This window comes from Thermoflexus hugenholtzii, assembly GCF_018771565.1.
In the GTDB taxonomy this organism is placed as follows: Bacteria; Chloroflexota; Anaerolineae; order Thermoflexales; family Thermoflexaceae; genus Thermoflexus; species Thermoflexus hugenholtzii_A.
Genome location: NZ_CP076326.1, coordinates 1,602,665 through 1,619,367 on the forward strand (window position 1 = coordinate 1,602,665; position 16,703 = coordinate 1,619,367).

The following is a 16,703-nucleotide window of genomic DNA, read 5'->3' on the forward strand; positions in this document are numbered from 1 at the left end:
GCCATGGCGGCCATCCCGAAAGCCGTCCCGCGGACCGTCCCGGCGATCCGCCCCCGCCTGGAGGTTTGGCTGTGGGCTTTCATGCGGATCTCCGGCGTGTTGCTGATCCCGCTGGCCTTCGGCCACCTGGCGATCATGCACATCATCAACAACGTCCACGATATCAACGCCTGCTTTGTGTATTATCGATGGAATGTTCTTTTCTGGTGGCGCGTCTATGATGCGCTCCTTCTCTTCCTGGCCTACATCCACGGCCTGAATGGCCTGCGCCATGTGATCGATGACTACGTGCATCACCAGGGTTGGAACCGGGCTCTGAAGTGGATCGCGTTCATCGGAGGATCGCTGGTGATCCTGGTGGGAGCCATCGCCCTCATCGGCGGGGTGCGGGTCACCGCCCTGCCTCAGGGATGCCCGCCGATCTCTTAGGAGGCGCGGATGGGATTGACCTACATTGAGGGGATCGTAACCGGTCCAACAGGGAAACAGGCCTCTGTTCGCTTTCTCGTGGACAGCGGGGCCACCTATACCTTGCTTCCCCATGAAGTCTGGCAGGCCATCGAGCTGAAGCCGAAACGCTCGGCCACGTTCGTCCTGGCGGACGGCACAACCATCGAGCGTCAGATCTCCGAATGCCACATCGCCCTGCCCCAAGGGGAAGGGCATACCCCGGTCATCCTCGGGGAGCCCGGGGACGAGGTCGTGCTGGGGGTGGTGACCCTGAAGACCCTGGGGCTGGTGCTCAATCCGTTCACCCGCACCCTCCAGCCCATGCGAACGCTGCTGGTGTGAGAGAAATGCGGCGAAGCGAGGTCCAGGGTCCTCGCTCGCCCGAACTTGCGATGTCAGGCCAGAAAGGAGTTCTCCGATGAAGGTCCATCGGCATCAATTCGACGCGGTGGTGGTGGGCGCGGGAGGGGCCGGCCTGATGGCCGCCCTCTACGCCTCCAAGCAGGTTAAGACCGCGGTCCTCAGCAAGCTCTACCCCACCCGTTCCCACACCGGGACGGCCCAGGGGGGCATCGCCGCGCCCCTGGGGAACATGGAGGAGGACCGGCCGGAGTGGTATGCCTACGACACGGTGAAGGGCGGGGACTGGCTGGTGGACCAGGACGCGGCGGAGATCCTGGCCTATGAGTCCATCGAGGCCATCATCGAGCTGGAGCACATGGGCCTGCCCTTCGACCGGACGCCCGACGGCAAGATCGCCCAGCGCCGGTTCGGCGGGCACACGCGCAACTTCGGCGAGGCACCGGTCATGCGGGCCTGCCACTCCGCTGACCGCACCGGCCACATGATCCTCCAGACCCTCTATCAGCAGTGTATCAAGCACAACGTCAACTTCTTCGACGAGTTCTTCGTCACCGACCTGATCCTGGAGGACGGGGTGGTTCGCGGGGTGGTGGCCATCGAGATCGCCACCGGGGACATCCACGTCTTCCACAGCAAGGCGGTGCTCTTCGCCACGGGGGGCGCCGGGCGGATCTTCAAGGTGACCTCCAACGCCCACTCCCTCACCGGCGACGGGATGGCCATCGTGTGGCGCCGCGGGCTCCCCCTGGAGGACATGGAGTTCTTCCAGTTCCACCCGACCGGCATCTACAAGCTGGGGATCCTGCTGAGCGAGGCCGCCCGGGGCGAGGGGGCGGTGCTGATCAACGATAAAGGCGAGCGCTTCATGGAGCGCTACGCCCCCACCCTGAAGGACCTGGCCAGCCGCGACGTGATCTCCCGGGCCATCTATATGGAGATCCGGGAGGGCCGCGGCATCGGCGGAAAGGATTACGTCTATCTGGACATGCGGCCGGAGACCATCAACCGCTTCAAGAGCGCGCCGGGCGGCCGGGAGGTCACGCCGGAATACCTGGAGCAGAAGCTCCCGGACATCATCGAGTTCGTCCGCGTCTACCTGGGCATCGACCCCATGCGGGAGCCGGTCCCCATCCAGCCTACCGCCCACTACGCCATGGGCGGCATCCCCACCGACGTGGACGGCCGGGTGATCCGCGATGAGCGCAACACCCCGGTCCCGGGCCTCTACGCCGCCGGGGAGGTCGCCTGCGTCTCCGTGCACGGGGCCAACCGCCTGGGGACGAACTCCCTGGTCGACCTGGTGGTCTTCGGCCGGCGGGCGGGCCGCCACATGGCGGAATACTGCAAGCAGGCGGACTTCGCCCCGCTCCCGCCGGAGCCGGAGGCCTTCACGGTGGAGATGGTGGAGCGCATCCGCAACGGGACGGGCGAGGAGCGCGTGCCCATCATCCGGAACGAGCTCCAGGAGACCATGCAGACCTATGTGAGCGTGTTCCGGGAGGCCAGCGGCCTGGAGACCGCCATCGAGAAGATCCGGGAGCTGCAGGAACGCTACCGCCACATCCGTATCGACGATAAGGGCGAGCGCTTCAACACCGACCTCCTGGAGGCCATCGAGCTGGGCTTCCTGCTGGATGTGGCGGAGGCCACCGCCTTCAGCGCCCTGAACCGCACCGAAAGCCGGGGCGCCCACTACCGGGAGGACTACCCGAAGCGGGACGACGAGAACTGGCTGAAGCACACCCTGATCTGGCGCCAGGATGGCCGGGTGACCTTCGCCTACAAGCCGGTGATCATCACCAAGTGGCCGCCGAAGGAGCGGAAGTATTGATGCCCTCCCGTCACCAGGACTGGCTGGCCCAGGGGTTGCGGGATCTGCAGGCTGCCCGCTCGATGCTGGAGGGAGGTTTCTACGAGTGGGCAGCCTTCCAGGCCCATCAGGCGGCCGAGAAGGGTTTGAAGGCGCTGCTTCGTTTCCATCATCGGGAGTATCGAGGACACCGCCTGGTCGCCATGCTCGAGGAGCCCTCACAAAAGCCGCCGATCCCTGAAGAGCTGTTCGAGGCAGCCCGGGAGCTGGACTTGCATGATATGGGCTCGCGTTATCCGAACCACTTCGCTGAGGGCTATCCGGCTCAATACGATGATCGGAAAATCGCCCAGCGGTATGTGGAACATGCCGGGCGGATCATGGGGTTCGTGCAGCAAAACCTGGGAGAACAGCCCCCAGGCCCATGACATCCGCACCTTTCTGGACCGCCTGAGGGAACTGGAGCCGGAGGCGGTTTTCCTGTTCGGTTCGCTGGCGCGGGGCGACTATCTGGATACCAGCGATGTGGACCTGCTGGTCCTGTTCTCCCGGCCGGTGCCCTATGGGGAAGTGGATCGACGGGCCCGTGGGAACTTCCACATCCTGGTGGAGACCTGGGAGAAGGTGTGGCGGCAGGTCCGGGAGGGCGAGCCGTTTTATCTGGAGATCGTGCTGGAGGGATGCCTGCTGGAGGAACGGGAGGGACGGGGCCGGGCCCTCATCGAGGTGGCGCAGGAAACCGCCCGCGCGATGAGGTTCCGGCGCACCCCGGGAGGATGGGCCTGGTCCCCCTCCGCTCAAACTCAGACCGCATCGGAGGAGACGCCATGAAGGTCCGGCTGCGCATCCAGCGGTTCAACCCGGAGAAGGACCGCAAACCGTGGTGGGGGGAATACGAGGTCGAAGCGGAGCCGGTGGATCGGGTGCTGGACGCCCTCCACTACGTTAAGTGGTATATCGATGGCACCCTGACCCTCCGACGTTCCTGCGCCCACGGCATCTGCGGCTCCGACGCCATGCGCATCAACGGCCGCAACCGCCTGGCCTGCAAGGTCCTGGTGCGGGAAGCCCTCGCCGAAGGGCGCGGGGTGATCACCGTCCAGCCTCTGCCCGGCCTCCCGGTGATCAAGGACCTGGTCGTCGACATGGAGCCCTTCTTCGCCAAATACCGGATGATCATGCCGTATCTCGTCAACAACGATCCGCCGCCGGAGCGGGAGCGCCTGCAGACGCCGGAGGAGCGCGAGCGCTACGATGACACCACCAAGTGCATCCTGTGCGCGGCGTGCACCACGTCCTGTCCGTCCTTCTGGGCCAACCGGGAATACATCGGGCCGGCGGCCATCGTCCAGGCCCACCGTTTCATCTTCGACAGCCGGGACCAGGCGGCGGCGGAGCGGCTGCGCATCCTCAACGAGTGGTTCGGGGTCTGGCGCTGCCGCACCATCTTCAACTGCGTGGAGGCCTGCCCGCGGGGCATCCAGATCACGCGGGCCATCGAGGAGGTCAAGCAGGCGATCTTAACCGGGCGGCTGGATTGATCCCATCGCAGGAGCGCAGCGGGGGCGCAGCGACGCTGCGCCCCCTACAATGCCTATGATGTCCGGCGATCCAGACGGCGCAACCGCTGGTAGCGGGGGATCCCCTGGAGCTCCTGCCAGCGGGCCTCCGCATCCCCCCAGCGCCATTCGTAGGTCACCCGCCCCTCCCCGTCCAGATACGCAAAGCGGGGCCCTGCCCCCAGGGAACGCTGGAGCGCTTCCACAACTTTGGGCAGATCCTGGTCCATGCGCAGGATCACATAACGGCGGGGCTCGAACTCGATCTCGAAGGCATGCCCGCGCCAGTAACCCCGATACCGGAAGGGCGGATCCTTTTGAAGCGGATCCACCGGCGAGACCCATGCCTCCTGCAGGCGCGCGAACCAGAGGCTCTGGCGGAGCTGCTCCGCCACCGCGCCCGCGCTGGGGCGCTTCTCCGCGTAGAACCAGTGGACCTCAGGGGGCACACCCGCAGTCATCCTTCCTTCCCTCCGATTGAAGATGAAGTGGGGATGCGGCGGCGCTGCGTCCCTTACCGCCGCACCGTTCATCCCGCCCAGGCCGGCCCGCGCCGGTAACAGATCAGGCGCTGGGATCGAGCCCGATGGGCCTTCAGGACCTCCTGGTAAAGCCCCAGAATGCGATCGGCGATGAGGGGCCAGGCGAACTCCTGGGCCCAGCGGCGGCCGCTCTCCCCCATCCGCCGCCGCAACCCCTCATCCCGCAACAGGCGGTCCAGAGCCCGGGCCAGGGCGATGGGCTGGCGCCGGGGGACCCGCAGGCCGGTCTCCCCGTGGCGGACCAGATAGACCAGCCCGCCGACCTCCGAGGCGATGACCGGCGTGCCGCAGGCCATGGCCTCCAGGGCCACCAGGCCGAAGGACTCGTAGTCCGAGGGCATCACCACCACATCCGCCGCGTTGTAATAATACGGCAGGGTCTCCTGGGCCTTCGCCCCCAGGAAGGTCACCAGATCCGAGACCCCCAGATCCTCCCGCAGCTGCTGCAGGCGGTGCATCTCCGCATCCGCAGGGGCGTCGGGATCGCCGCCGATGATCACCACCGCGAAATCCCGCGTCCAGGTCGGGCACTCCTGGGCCAGGATCGCCACCGCCCGCATCAGCGTCTCCAGCCCCTTCAACGGCTCGATCCGCCCCACGAAGAGGACGTAGCGTCGGTCCGGAGGGAACCCCAGCACCCGCCGCGCTTCCTCTTTGGGAAGCGGGCGGAACCGCTCGAGATCCACCCCCGGCGGGATCACGGAGATGTGGGAGGGCGTGGCGCCATACAGCCAGACCAGCTGGGCCTTCTCCACGGGAGTGGCGGCCACCAGCCGATCGACCTCCTGAACGATCCGCCGCTCCGCCTCCAGACGCTGGGGAGGCTCCTGCTCCTCCGGCCGCCGGGCGACCCGGTTCTTCATCCGACCCAGCGTGTGGAACATGTGGATCACCGGCGCGCGCCAGGCTGCCCGCAAAGACAGGGCCGCCAGGCCGGAGAGCCAGTAATGGCTGTGGATCACATCGTACGTGAGGCCCTCCCGCTCCGCGAAGCGCCGAACCCACTCGACGAACTCCGGCAGGTGCGGAAGGATGCGGGCCTTCTCCAGAGGGGCCTCCGGCCCGGCCGGGACGTGGATCACCCGTCCGCCGGGGCCCAGATCATGGACGATATGGGGGAGATGCGGGTTCTGGGAGCGGGTGAACACATCCACCGCGATGCCCCGGCGGGCCAGCTCCCGGGTCAGCTCCCGCACGTAAACGTTCATACCCCCGGTGTCCTTGCCGCCCAGGGTCGCCAGGGGACAGGTGTGCACACTGAGCATGGCCACGCGGCGCACCGCCATCCCATCGCCTCCCTATGCGTGGACTTCGGCGGAAGCGGAAACCGGAGCCGCCCGGAGCGGCTCCGGGGAGCGAGCCTTGCGGGCCAGGAAGAACGTCACCTTGGCGTCCACCTCCAGCCCCCCCAGCTCCCGGATGCGGGGCTCAAAGCGGGCCCAGACGGCCCGCCAGTCCGGCTTGTTCCGCCATCCGTAGGCGCGCTCCAGCCAGTCGCACTCGAACTGGATGAAGGCCTTCGCCTCATCCGGATCCAGGTTCACCCCGGTGGGGTAGAACTCCACCTGCTCCACCTGAAACCCCATCCGCTCCAGGGCAGCCCGGATCTCCGCTTTGGTGAAGAACCCGGCCCGGATGTATTGATAGATCTCGAGGGCGAGCCGCTGGGAGGGCGTCTCCGCGTCCTCCGGGGTGGTGGTGGCCAGGGCCAGCCATCCTCCCGGCTTCAGGACCCGACGGATCTCCCCGAAGAAACGGTGCAGGCTCGGGAGATCCAGGCAGATGTCCTGGAGCGCCAGGAACGTCCCCACCCCATCGAACGTCTCGCTGGGAAAGGCCAGCCGGTAGGCGTCCATTTGAACGAAGGCGCTGGAGCGGGATGAGAGATCCCGGGCGTGCTGTCGGGCCAGCTCCACCTCGCAGCGGGCCAGATCGATCCCCACCACCATCCCCGGGGATCCGGCCTTCTCGATCTCCAGCGCGAACCATCCATCCCCGGTCCCGACGTCCAGCCAGCGCTCCCCAGGGGCGATGGGGATCCGCTGGACGATCGCCCGACGCACCCCGTTGAGATCATCGTAGTAGCTCTGGAACTCCCGGATCACACGCAGGCCGCGCTCCCCCATCGATCGCTCCCTCCGCTGAGATTCAGACGTGGCGGATCTCCTCCGCCTTCTTCCTGTGCCGGCGCCTCCGGGCGATCAAAGGCGGGTGGAGCGGAGACGCCCCACCCGCCCGGATCCATCGGCGCCCATGCCGACGCAGGCCCTTCATCCTCCGCCGGACATCCCGGCCACGAAGCCGCCTTCGGTCATCTTCCGCACGTCCAGGACCTCATCGAGCTTCTCGGGCGGCATCAGGCCCATCTCCAGGACCACCTCCCGGATGGTGCGGTTCTCCGCCATCGCCTTCTTGACCACCTCCGCCGCCCGGTCGTAGCCGATGTAGGGCGTGAGGGCGGTGGCCAGGATGGCGTTCTTGTGCACCAGGGTCTCCATGTGCTCCCGGTTGGGCACGATGCCGCAGATGCATTTATCGGCCAGGACGGTGGCGGCGCTCGCCAGGATGTGGATGGATTGCAGCAGGTTGTGGGCGATCACCGGAAGGGCCACGTTGAGCTCGAAGTTCCCTGAGGCCCCGGCCATGTTGATGACCACATCGTTGCCCATCACCTGCATGCAGACCATCATCACCGCCTCGGGGATCACCGGGTTGATCTTCCCGGGCATGATCGAAGAGCCCGGCTGCAGGGCGGGGAGGCGGATCTCCGCCAGGCCCGCCTGAGGGCCCGAGTTCATCCAGCGCAGGTCGTTGGCGATCTTATAGAGCGAGACCGCCACCGTCTTCAGCTGCCCGCTGAGCTCCACCGCCGCGTCCTGGGCCGCCTGGGCCTCGAAGTGGTTCTCCGCCTCGCGGAACGGCAGGCCGGTCTCCTCGCGCAACGCCGCCGCGATGCGCTGACCGAACTCCGGATGGGTGTTGATGCCGGTCCCCACCGCCGTCCCGCCCAGAGCCAGCTCCGCCATGTGCGGCAGGGCCGCCTCAATGCGCCGGATGCCATGTTCGATCTGGCTGGCGTAGCCCGAGAACTCCTGCCCCAGGCGGACCGGCATGGCGTCCATCAGGTGCGTGCGGCCGGTCTTGACGATGTCGTCGAACTCCCGGGCCTTATCCGCCAGCACCTCGTGGAGATGCCGCAGGGCCGGGAGCAGCCGCTCATGGACGGCCAGGTAGGCCGAGATGTGGATGGCGGCCGGGATGACGTCGTTGGAGGACTGGCCCAGGTTCACATGGTCGTTGGGATGCACCTCCTTCGAGCCGATGGCCCCGCCCAGGATCTGGATCGCCCGGTTGGCGATGACCTCGTTGGCGTTCATGTTGGTCGAGGTCCCTGAGCCGGTCTGGAAGATGTCCAGCGGGAAGTGATCATCCAGCTTCCCCTCGATGACCTCCCGGGCCGCCTGCATGATCGCGTTCGCCCGGCGCTCATCCAGCAGGCCCAGATCCCGGTTGACCCGCGCGGCGCAGTATTTGATCAGCCCCAGGGCGCGGATGAAATCCCGGTGGAACCGGATCCCGCTGATGGGGAAGTTCTCGATGGCCCGCTGGGTCTGCGCCCCCCACAGGGCATGGGCGGGGACTCGCACCTCGCCCAGCGAATCCCGCTCAATCCGGAACGCCTCCATGGCGACCTCCTGCGGATGGGTGTCGCCATCGCCGCCCATGCGCCCCTCACCGCCAGAGTCGGAAAACCAGGTTCAGCACCAGCGTGAGCAGCAAGCTCAACAGGATCGAGGTGGCCAGCGGGAAGAAGAACACGAAATTCCCCCTCTGGATCAGGATGTCCCCCGGCAGCCGGCCCAGGCCGGGGACCCGACCGATGAGAAGGAACAGGAAGCCGAAAGCCAGGAAGAAAAGGCCGATCAGGATGAACCAGCGTCCGAACTCCTGGAACGGCATCCGCATCCCCCTCCGAACGCCGAGCTTACCAGCCCTCGAGGTATTTCCGCCATTCCGCATACTCCCGCAGGTAGGCCCCGAAGAGATAGCGGATCGTGGGGACCGGCTCGAAGGGCGGACGGAGCAGGGTCATGTGAGCCTCCGCCGGCGTGCGGTTTCCCTTGCGACGGTTGCATGCCGGGCAGGCCGCCACCAGGTTCTCCCAGGTGTGCCCCCCGCCCCGATGCCGCGGGATCACGTGATCCACCGTGAGATACGGGGAGGACCGCCCGCAATACTGGCAGGTATACTGATCCCGCCGGAGGATCTCCCGCTTGGTCAGACGGAGCCGGCGAGGCGGCCGGCGCACCACATAGCGCAGACGGATCACCGAGGGGCGGGGGAAAACCCGGGAGGGCGTGCGCACCTCGCCCCGGCCGTTCTCCAGGATCTCCGCCTTCCCGCTGAGCACCAGGGCGATCGCCCGGCGGAGGGAGCAAACGTTTAACGGCTCGAAGTTGGCGTTCAGCACCAACACCGGCTCTCGAAGCGGCGATAGGGATGAGAACCTCCTTGAGGCCTCCATGGCTTCAACCTTCCTGCCGCTGGCTTCTCCGGGCGGATCGGGAGATCTCGAACGCGCTCTCGCCCTCCATTATAAACACAGGAAGCCGGATCCGCCAGCCGGCGGGGGTGTGTCCCAATTTTGTCGGGCCTGGCCGCTTTGTAGGACAACTGCGAGCAGTTGTCCTACGATTTTGGGACACACCCGCCGGCGGGGCGAGGAATCCGGGGACACGGGTGTGACCCTTGTGGCCTCAGGGGAGGGAAGCCTCGGGCCCTTCGCCGGGGGCGCCGCCCAGGGCCCGGAGCTCGTGGTGAAGGCGCCGGGCCAGGAGCCGACGTTCCTCCGGGCTCAGGAAGGCCGCCTCGATCCCGTTCTCCAGGATCCGGAGCAGGTCGGGCCACTGCAACCCCATCCCGGCCATAGCGAACAGATACTCATCCGTCAGGGTGGTGTCGCTGATGCTGGGATCGTCCGTGTTCAGGGTGACCTTCAGGCCCAGGCGGTAGAGATCCGGGAGGGGGTGTCGGTGGAACCCGGCCACCGCCCCGGTGTGCAGGTTGCTGGTTGGGCAGACCTCGAGGGGGATGCCTCGCTCGTGCAGCAGCTGGAGCACCTGCACATCATGCACCGCCTGGATCCCGTGGCCGATGCGATGGGCGCCCAGGACCAGGATCGCCTGGCGGATGTTCGCCGGAGGGCCTACCTCCCCGGCGTGGACGGTGAGGAAGAGCCCCTGCTCCCGGGCCCACCGGAAGACCGGCAGAAGCGATTCCGGCCCGTAGCGGGCCTCGTCTCCGGCCAGATCCAGGCCCACCACTCCATCCCGGCGATGGGCCACCGCCAGGCGGGCGATCCGCCAGGCCATCTCGGGATCCTCCCCCCGCACGATGGTCATGATGAGGCGCACCATGATATCGAAATCGCCCTCGGCCCGGCGCACTCCCTCCAGCACCCACTCGGTCACCTCCTCCAACCGGAACCCCTGGGCCTGGGCCAGGGCCGCGGGATTGAAGCGCAGCTCCAGATAGCGCACGCCATCGGCGGCCGCGTCGGCCACCGCCTCGTACGCCATGCGCCGGATGGCCTCCTCGCTGGTGTAGAAGCGACGGAGGATCTGAAACCGGGCGAGGAAGCGCTGGAAATCGGCGGGCTCGCTCGCCGTGACCCGCAACAACGGCTCCAGGGTCGCCGGGGTCGGATCCAGCCCCAGAGGGAGTTTGTGGCGCCGGGCGATCTCCAGCAGCGTGCTCAGGCGGAGGGAGCCTTCCAGATGCCGGTGCAGGTCCACCTTGGGGAGGCGCTGCAACCAGGCCCGCCAGGCCCGGGCCGCCGGCCCATGCCGCAGGCGCATCCGGTCCCGCTCCGGGGATCGCAGCTCCACGTTCTCCACATCCCGGCGGATCATTGCCCCTCGCCTCGATCGGTCCCTGCCAGAGACACCCGCGCGAGCGGATTCGATCGGACGGCTATGGCCTACGACTCCCCGAAGAGGAATTCGAGCAGCTCGTCAGAGATCGCAGACGGCGGCTTGGGGATCGTGAAGTAGAAAGTGCTCCCCTTGCCGAGCTCGCTCTCCGCCCAGACCCGTCCCCCGTGGGCCTCCACGATCCGCTTGACGATGGCCAGCCCCAGGCCCATCCCGCCGAACCGCCGCCGGGTGGAGCCATCCACCTGATAAAACCGCTCGAAGATCCGATCCAGTTTATCCGGCGGGATGCCGATCCCGGTGTCCTGGACGGAGACCTCCGCGTGATCTCCGCGATCCACCACCCGCACGGTGATGCGCCCCCCGTTGGGGCTGAACTTCACCGCGTTGTGCAACAGGTTGTCCAGGACCTGGGAGAGCCGCTCCCGATCGCCCCACACCAGGAGCGGCCCGCCGGGGTCCTCCAGGGTGATCTCCAGGCCGGACTGGGTGGCGGTGAGCTGGAAGCCCTGGACGGAGATGCGGGCCAGGCCCACGATGTCCACCGCCTCAAAGGCCAGCGTCCCCCGATCGATCCGCTGCAGGGTGACGATGTCCCCCACCAGCCGGTTGAGGAGATTGGTCTTCTCCGCGATGATCCCCAGGGCCTCCCGCTGGGCCTCCGTCAGCGGGCCCATGGAGCCATCGATCAGGAGATCCACATACCCCTTGATGAACGTCAACGGCGTGCGCAGTTCATGGGAGACATTCTGCACGATCTCATCCTTCAGGCGATCCGCCTCCTGGAGCTCCTCATAGGCCCGGCGCAGCTCCTCGGCGTGGATGCGCAGCTCGTAGAAGAGGCGGGCGTTCTCGATGGCCGCGGCAGCCTGGGCGGCCACCACCGTGAGCAGCCGCTCGTGCTCCGGCTGGAAGGCATGGGGGGTGTCATCATCGACCGAGAGGGCCCCGATGGCCCGATCCCCTATGATCAGGGGAACGCACAGGATAGAGCGCACTGAAGGATCGAAGACCACAAAGCGAGGATCTTCGCGGGTGTCGGGGACGTAGATCGGGCGCTTCTCCTGGACCACCCGTCCGGCGATCCCCTCCCCGACCCGCAGGCGGGCTTCCCGCCGCCAGCGGTCCTTCACCCCGGCGGCCGCCCGGATCTCCAGCATATCCGTCTTCGGGTTCAGCAACATGATGTTGGCCGCCCGGCAGCGGAGCACCTCTCGCAAGGTCGTGACCACCGAATCCAGCAAGACCCCCAGATCAAGGGTGGTGCTCATGCGGCGGGCGAACTCATACAGGGTGGTCACCTCCCGCAGGCGCTGGGCGGTCTCGCGATGGAGGCGGGCGTTCTCCAGCAGCACCGCGAGATGGCCTGCCAGGACGGTCATCAGGCGCAGATCCTCCTCGCTGAAGGCGTTGGGCCGCGGGCTCTCCGCGCGGGCTCTCCGCGTTCAGCACCCCGATCACCCGCTCCCCGATCTTCAGCGGGACCGTCAGCTCGGACCGGGTGCTGGGCTCCGCCTCGATGTAGTCCGGATCCTGTCGCACGTCCGGCACCAGGGCGGGCATCCCGGTGCGGGCGACCCGCCCGCAGATGCCCTGCTTGACGGTCAGAGGGACGCGAAGGGCCTGCTCCGAGAAGCCGTAATGTCCGATGCTCTTCAGCGTCCCCGTCTCTTCCTCCAGCAGCAGGCACTCCATCGCCTCGAAGCCCAGGGTGCGCTGGATGGCCGCGAGGGCCTGGCGGACGACCCGGTCCGGATCCAGGGTCACTGCCGCGGCGGTGATCACCTCATACAGGATCGTCAACTCGTTCAGGCGGCGACGCACCGTTTGGAAGAGCCGGGCGTTCTCCAGGGCGATGGCCAGCTGGCCGGCCAGAGCGCTGAGCAGACGGATGTGCTCCTCCCGGAAGGCCCCCGGCTCCGGGCTCTGGACGTCCAGGACTCCGACCAGGCGGTCGCCGGCGAGCAGGGGGACCGCCAGCTCGGCCCGTGTCTCCGGGATGGCCGGGAGATAGCCCGCATCGGCCTGCACGTCCGGGACGCACACCGGGGCCCGTGTGGCCCCTGCCCGCCCGACAACGCCCTCCCCGAGGCGTAACCGCAACATCCGTTGTGCCTCCTCCGGCCGCTCCCCGGTCCGATACCGGATCAGGAGATGGGGATCCAGCGGGTCGGTCAGGAAGAGGGCCACATAGCGGAAGGCGGGCACCTCCTGCAGCAACTTCAGGGTCTGCTCCACCAGAGTCTCGAAATCCATCGAGCGGACGGCGATCTCGGAGGCCCGGCGCAGGATCTCCAGCTCGGCGAGGCGCTGGCGGGCGGCCTCGTAGAGCTGGGCGTTGGCGATGGCCACGGCCACCTGATCGACCACCGTGCCCAGCCAGCGGAGCTCGTCCGCGCGGAACAGCCGGGGCTCCCCGAAAACTACGTGGAGCGTCCCGATGGGACGGCCGGCGTGACGCAGGGGGAAGGCCGCGACCGCCCCCACCCCCCACGTCCGCGCCTCCGCATCCTGGAACAGCGGATGCACGGTGGCATCCGGGATGATCAAGGGGTGTCCGGTTCGGAACACGGTCTCCGTGACCCCGCCGGGGCGAGGGGAAGGGACCTCCCACCGGAGCTCCCCTTCCCGGGCGAGCGTCATCCCCCCACGCCAGCGCTCCCCGGCCTCATCCCGGAGATGGATGTAAATCCGATCCGCGCCCGTGTGCTCCAGCAGCCGCCTGGCCACCGTTTCGAGCACATGATGGAGATCGAGGGTGGAGGTGACCTGAGCGGCCACCTCCTGCAAGGTGGTGAGCTCCGCGATCCGCTGCTGGGAGTCTTCATACAGCCGGGCGTTGTGCAGAGCCAGGCCGATGTGATCGGCCAGGGACTGGAAGATCGGCTCATCCTCCGGAAGGAACGTCTCAGGGTGGACCGAGAAGAGCACCAGCGCTCCGACCACTATCCCTTCCAGGTGGAGGGGGATGACCGCCAGCGAGCGGACCGGGTCCATCTCCTCTGGCACGAGGGGCTGATAGCGCTCATCCTGCCGCGTGTCCATGATGCGCACGATCGCATCGTTTTCGATGCTCCAGGCCAGGACGCCGCCCATCGGCCGAAGGTCCCCGGCGGGAAGGTATTCCGAGAGCAGGCCGGCGGAGGCGGCCACCTCGACATGCGCCCGGTCCGCGCTGACCCGGAAGAGAACGGCCCCGTCGCAGATCCCCATCTCGGCCACGATCTGCCGGGCCGCCGTCTCGAACACCTCCGGGATCCGCAACGCCCCCGTCAGCGGCCGGGTGATCCGGCTCAACGCCTCCAGCAGCCCCGCCCGGCGCTGCTCCGCCTCATAGAGCATCGTGTTGGCCAGGGCCACGCTCACCTGATCCGCGAGGGCCCGGGCCAGCTGGATCTCCTCCTCCGTGAACGTCCGCAACCGGGCCTCGCTGAGCTCGATCAGGCCGATGGCGCGGCCCCGGACCCACAGCGGGAGCATCAGGCAGGTCTGATACCCGAACTCCCGCATCCACGCCTTCTCGTGGGGATCCGCTTCCGGATCGTCCATGCGGATCACCATGAACTCCCCTCCCTGAAGCAGCCGGGCCGTGGCCGGATACTGCGCCAGGGGATACCGACGGCCGACCTCCGGCAGAGAGGGATCCTCCGCCTGTCGCTCCGGGGGCGTGTAATCCGCCTGAACCACCAGGGACTCCCCCTGGGGATCCAGGAGGGAGATCGAGCAATTGGTCACCTGGAGCACGCCGGCGAGATGGCGAGCGGCCTGCCAGAGGACATCCTGAGTGCGCAGGGTGGAGGCGGCCAGGGCGGCGCCCACCACCAGGGCTCCCAGATCTCGCAGCCGCCGCTGGCCCTCGTGATACAGTGCAGCGTTCTGAAAGAGGATGGCTGCGTGGAAAGCCAGCAAGCCGAGGGCTTCCCGCTCCTCATCCGGAAGATCCCGCCCGGGTTCCGGGAAGAGGAGGAGAACCCCCAGGGATCGCTCGCCATAGCGCATGGGGATCCGCCAGGCGGGCTCCCCATCCAGGACGATAGCCTGGGGTTCCGCCCCTGCCCCTTCCAGAACCGCGCGCATCGCCCCCGGAGGGCGGGCTGGATCGGAAGGGGGATCCGAGGCGGCCAGCCGGGCTCGATGGCCTCCTGTGGCGCTCCACACCCAGACCTCGGCGCGTCGGGCCTCCACGAGCTCCCGGGCGACCGCTGCCAGCCGGCTCAGGATCCCCTCAGGCTCCGTCTCCGCGGCGAGGGCCGCCATCCCCCGACTCAGCCGGCCCATCCGCAGAACCCGCCGGCGTTCCTGCAGGGTGATCCGGGCGGCCTCCAGCATCGCGCCCAGCTGGTCGGCAAGGGCCAGGATCAGCCGGGGCTCGGAGGCGAGCCAGCCGCCCGAGCCCGAGGCGCTCAGGCCCAGTAGGCCGATGGTCTGCTCCCGGGCCCGGAGGGGGGCCAGGATCAGAGTGCCGGACGGCAAGGGAATCGTCCGAGCCTGACCCTCCCGGAGGACCGCATCGATCGTCTGCGGCGGGAGCGCCCGCATCCATTCCTCAACGACCTCCGGGGCCAAGCCGTGGCTGTAGCGGCCCTGTCCTTCCCCATCCTGCAGATCCAGCCATCCGCCTGCGAACCCCAGGCCTTCGACGAGACGGCCCAGGGCCTCCTGGATCAACCGGGGCAACTCCGGTTCGAGCTTCGAGAGGCCGGCCACCGCGTGGCTGATCTCAGCAACCTGGGCGAGGGCTTGCTGGTAGCGGTCCCGCTCGATGCCGGTGACGCGCAGGCGCTCGGCCATCACCAGGAGCATGGCGATCTGATGGCTGAGGAGCGTCAGCAGGTCCCGCTCCAGCGGATGAGCGGGTCGGGGCCAGCGATAGCCGAAGGCCAGCAGCCCGATGGTCTCCCCTTGATGGAGCAGGGGGAGCATCACCAGGGTGCGAACCCCCAGGCTCTCCACCACCTCCCGGGTGATCGGCGCGAGGATCGCGGTGCGGGTATCTTCGATATACCAGGCGTAGCGATGCGCCCGGAAGGCGGCGTAGGTCGGCTCATCCATCTCCAGCTGGTCGAAACGAGCCGGGAAGGCCTCGCCCACGCCGAAGCCGATCACCAGCTTCATCCGACGGCCCTGCACCCGATAAGCCGCCCCCAGGTCCGCCTTCCACATCTCCATCAGCAGATGCAGGGCGCGGGCGAGCAGCGACCGGGAGTCGTGGAGCTCCGCGCTCAGCTCCGCCAGCATTCCCAGGCTCTGGGAGAGCTCCCGATGGAGGCGTTCCTCCGCGCCGGGGCTCGTCTGCCGGATCAGGCCGCCGCCGGGGATCGGAGTGGCCAGCCAGCGAGCCTGCCCGCGCTCCCCCTCCGGCCCCAGCACCACCTCCCAGGTCACCGGGAGGCCCTCCCGGAGGACCTGGGCCCAGGCCTCCGCCAGGGCCTGACGCTGAGGAAGGCTTGCCCACTCCCAGAGCGGGCGCTCCAGGAACTGGGATCGGGGGAGCTGCCAGAAATGGGAGGCCGCGGCGTTCGCCCAGAGGATCCGGCCCTCGAGGTCCAGCACGTAGAGGGGCTCGCCGAGCTCCTCCCAGCGGGCGAGGCGGTCCGGAGGGATCAACGGGTCCAGCCGAAGACGAAGCGCGCTTCGGGAGCGTCCCTTCGTGGCCACGAAACGGCACGGAAGCGCCATCGGCGCCAGCCAGAGATAGCCCTCCCGCGGCTCGCCCGTGCGGGCGGTCTCCTCCAGGACAGACCATGTAGGCGAAAGCCGGAGGATGGTCTCCTCCACCCGCAGCCGCCGACGAGGGGTCCATCCGGAGATCCATCCGGCAGGGGCGGATCTGCCGGGGTAAAGCCAGCCGGCATGCAGATCCACGCGGAGAACCAGATCATAGGAACGTGCCCCTCGAGCTTTCATTTCCCATCCCCCGTATTTGGGAACATTCGGAGCACGCGCCTTCAGCGGCTCCCCTCCCCTCTATTATCCATTATCCCCACAAGCAACGATCCTGGGTGCGCCCACGCCCAGCCCGTTGGGGAGATCGCCAGGAAGGGGC

Annotated in this window: 15 protein-coding genes; 6 read left to right on the forward strand and 9 right to left on the reverse strand. The window is 67.8% G+C overall.

The features are described 5' to 3' along the window. Positions 1-3: 3 nt before the first annotated feature. From KNN16_RS07360 to KNN16_RS07385, 6 genes are all read left to right on the forward strand, one after another. Positions 4-429, forward strand: a complete 426-nt coding sequence (locus tag KNN16_RS07360; RefSeq protein WP_303900478.1) for a hypothetical protein — start codon at positions 4-6, stop codon at positions 427-429. A 9-nt stretch (positions 430-438) separates the two neighbouring features. Next, complete coding sequence (locus tag KNN16_RS07365; protein WP_303900481.1) at positions 439-792, forward strand: retroviral-like aspartic protease family protein; 354 nt, start codon at positions 439-441, stop codon at positions 790-792. 76 nt (positions 793-868) lie between these two features. Further along, complete coding sequence (gene sdhA / locus KNN16_RS07370) at positions 869-2,644, forward strand: succinate dehydrogenase flavoprotein subunit (protein ID WP_303900484.1); 1,776 nt, start codon at positions 869-871, stop codon at positions 2,642-2,644. Further along, positions 2,644-3,051, forward strand: coding sequence for a HEPN domain-containing protein (locus KNN16_RS07375; protein ID WP_303900486.1), 408 nt, complete (start codon positions 2,644-2,646; stop codon positions 3,049-3,051). Before sdhA ends, KNN16_RS07375 begins: the two co-directional genes overlap by 1 nt. After that, positions 2,990-3,454, forward strand: coding sequence for a nucleotidyltransferase domain-containing protein (locus KNN16_RS07380; RefSeq protein ID WP_299286772.1), 465 nt, complete (start codon positions 2,990-2,992; stop codon positions 3,452-3,454). The genes KNN16_RS07375 and KNN16_RS07380 overlap by 62 nt, the downstream gene beginning before the upstream one ends. Continuing rightward, positions 3,451-4,164 carry a succinate dehydrogenase iron-sulfur subunit gene (locus KNN16_RS07385; RefSeq protein ID WP_299286775.1) on the forward strand — a complete coding sequence of 238 codons (714 nt, stop codon included), beginning with the start codon at positions 3,451-3,453 and terminating at the stop codon, positions 4,162-4,164. The genes KNN16_RS07380 and KNN16_RS07385 overlap by 4 nt, the downstream gene beginning before the upstream one ends. A gap of 53 nt (positions 4,165-4,217) precedes the next feature. Here KNN16_RS07385 and KNN16_RS07390 read toward each other — a convergent pair whose 3' ends face one another. From KNN16_RS07390 to KNN16_RS07430, 9 genes are all read right to left on the reverse strand, one after another. Continuing rightward, on the reverse strand, positions 4,218-4,643 hold the full coding sequence (locus tag KNN16_RS07390; protein WP_299286777.1) for a hypothetical protein: 426 nt from the start codon (positions 4,641-4,643) through the stop codon (positions 4,218-4,220). Between the two features lie 68 nt (positions 4,644-4,711). Continuing rightward, the gene (locus KNN16_RS07395; protein WP_303900492.1) at positions 4,712-6,010 is read right to left on the reverse strand and encodes a glycosyltransferase; all 1,299 of its coding nucleotides are present in this window, start codon (positions 6,008-6,010) and stop codon (positions 4,712-4,714) included. A gap of 12 nt (positions 6,011-6,022) precedes the next feature. Next, positions 6,023-6,850 (reverse strand): class I SAM-dependent methyltransferase, encoded by an 828-nt coding sequence (locus KNN16_RS07400; RefSeq protein ID WP_303900495.1) that lies wholly within the window; start codon positions 6,848-6,850, stop codon positions 6,023-6,025. 144 nt (positions 6,851-6,994) lie between these two features. Further along, positions 6,995-8,410: an aspartate ammonia-lyase gene (locus tag KNN16_RS07405; RefSeq protein WP_303900498.1), complete on the reverse strand. Its 1,416-nt coding sequence runs from the start codon at positions 8,408-8,410 to the stop codon at positions 6,995-6,997. A gap of 46 nt (positions 8,411-8,456) precedes the next feature. After that, on the reverse strand, positions 8,457-8,684 hold the full coding sequence (locus tag KNN16_RS07410) for a DUF2905 domain-containing protein (RefSeq protein WP_303900501.1): 228 nt from the start codon (positions 8,682-8,684) through the stop codon (positions 8,457-8,459). Positions 8,685-8,709: 25 nt separating this feature from the next. Continuing rightward, positions 8,710-9,201, reverse strand: a complete 492-nt coding sequence (locus KNN16_RS07415; protein ID WP_303900504.1) for an HNH endonuclease — start codon at positions 9,199-9,201, stop codon at positions 8,710-8,712. A 280-nt stretch (positions 9,202-9,481) separates the two neighbouring features. After that, entirely contained in the window at positions 9,482-10,636 is a 1,155-nt protein-coding gene (gene add / locus KNN16_RS07420) for an adenosine deaminase (protein WP_303900507.1), read from the reverse strand. Between the two features lie 68 nt (positions 10,637-10,704). Beyond that, entirely contained in the window at positions 10,705-12,039 is a 1,335-nt protein-coding gene (locus KNN16_RS07425; protein WP_303900509.1) for a cell wall metabolism sensor histidine kinase WalK, read from the reverse strand. Continuing rightward, positions 11,942-16,564 carry a GAF domain-containing protein gene (locus KNN16_RS07430; protein ID WP_303900512.1) on the reverse strand — a complete coding sequence of 1,541 codons (4,623 nt, stop codon included), beginning with the start codon at positions 16,562-16,564 and terminating at the stop codon, positions 11,942-11,944. Before KNN16_RS07430 ends, KNN16_RS07425 begins: the two co-directional genes overlap by 98 nt. Positions 16,565-16,703 lie beyond the last annotated feature (139 nt).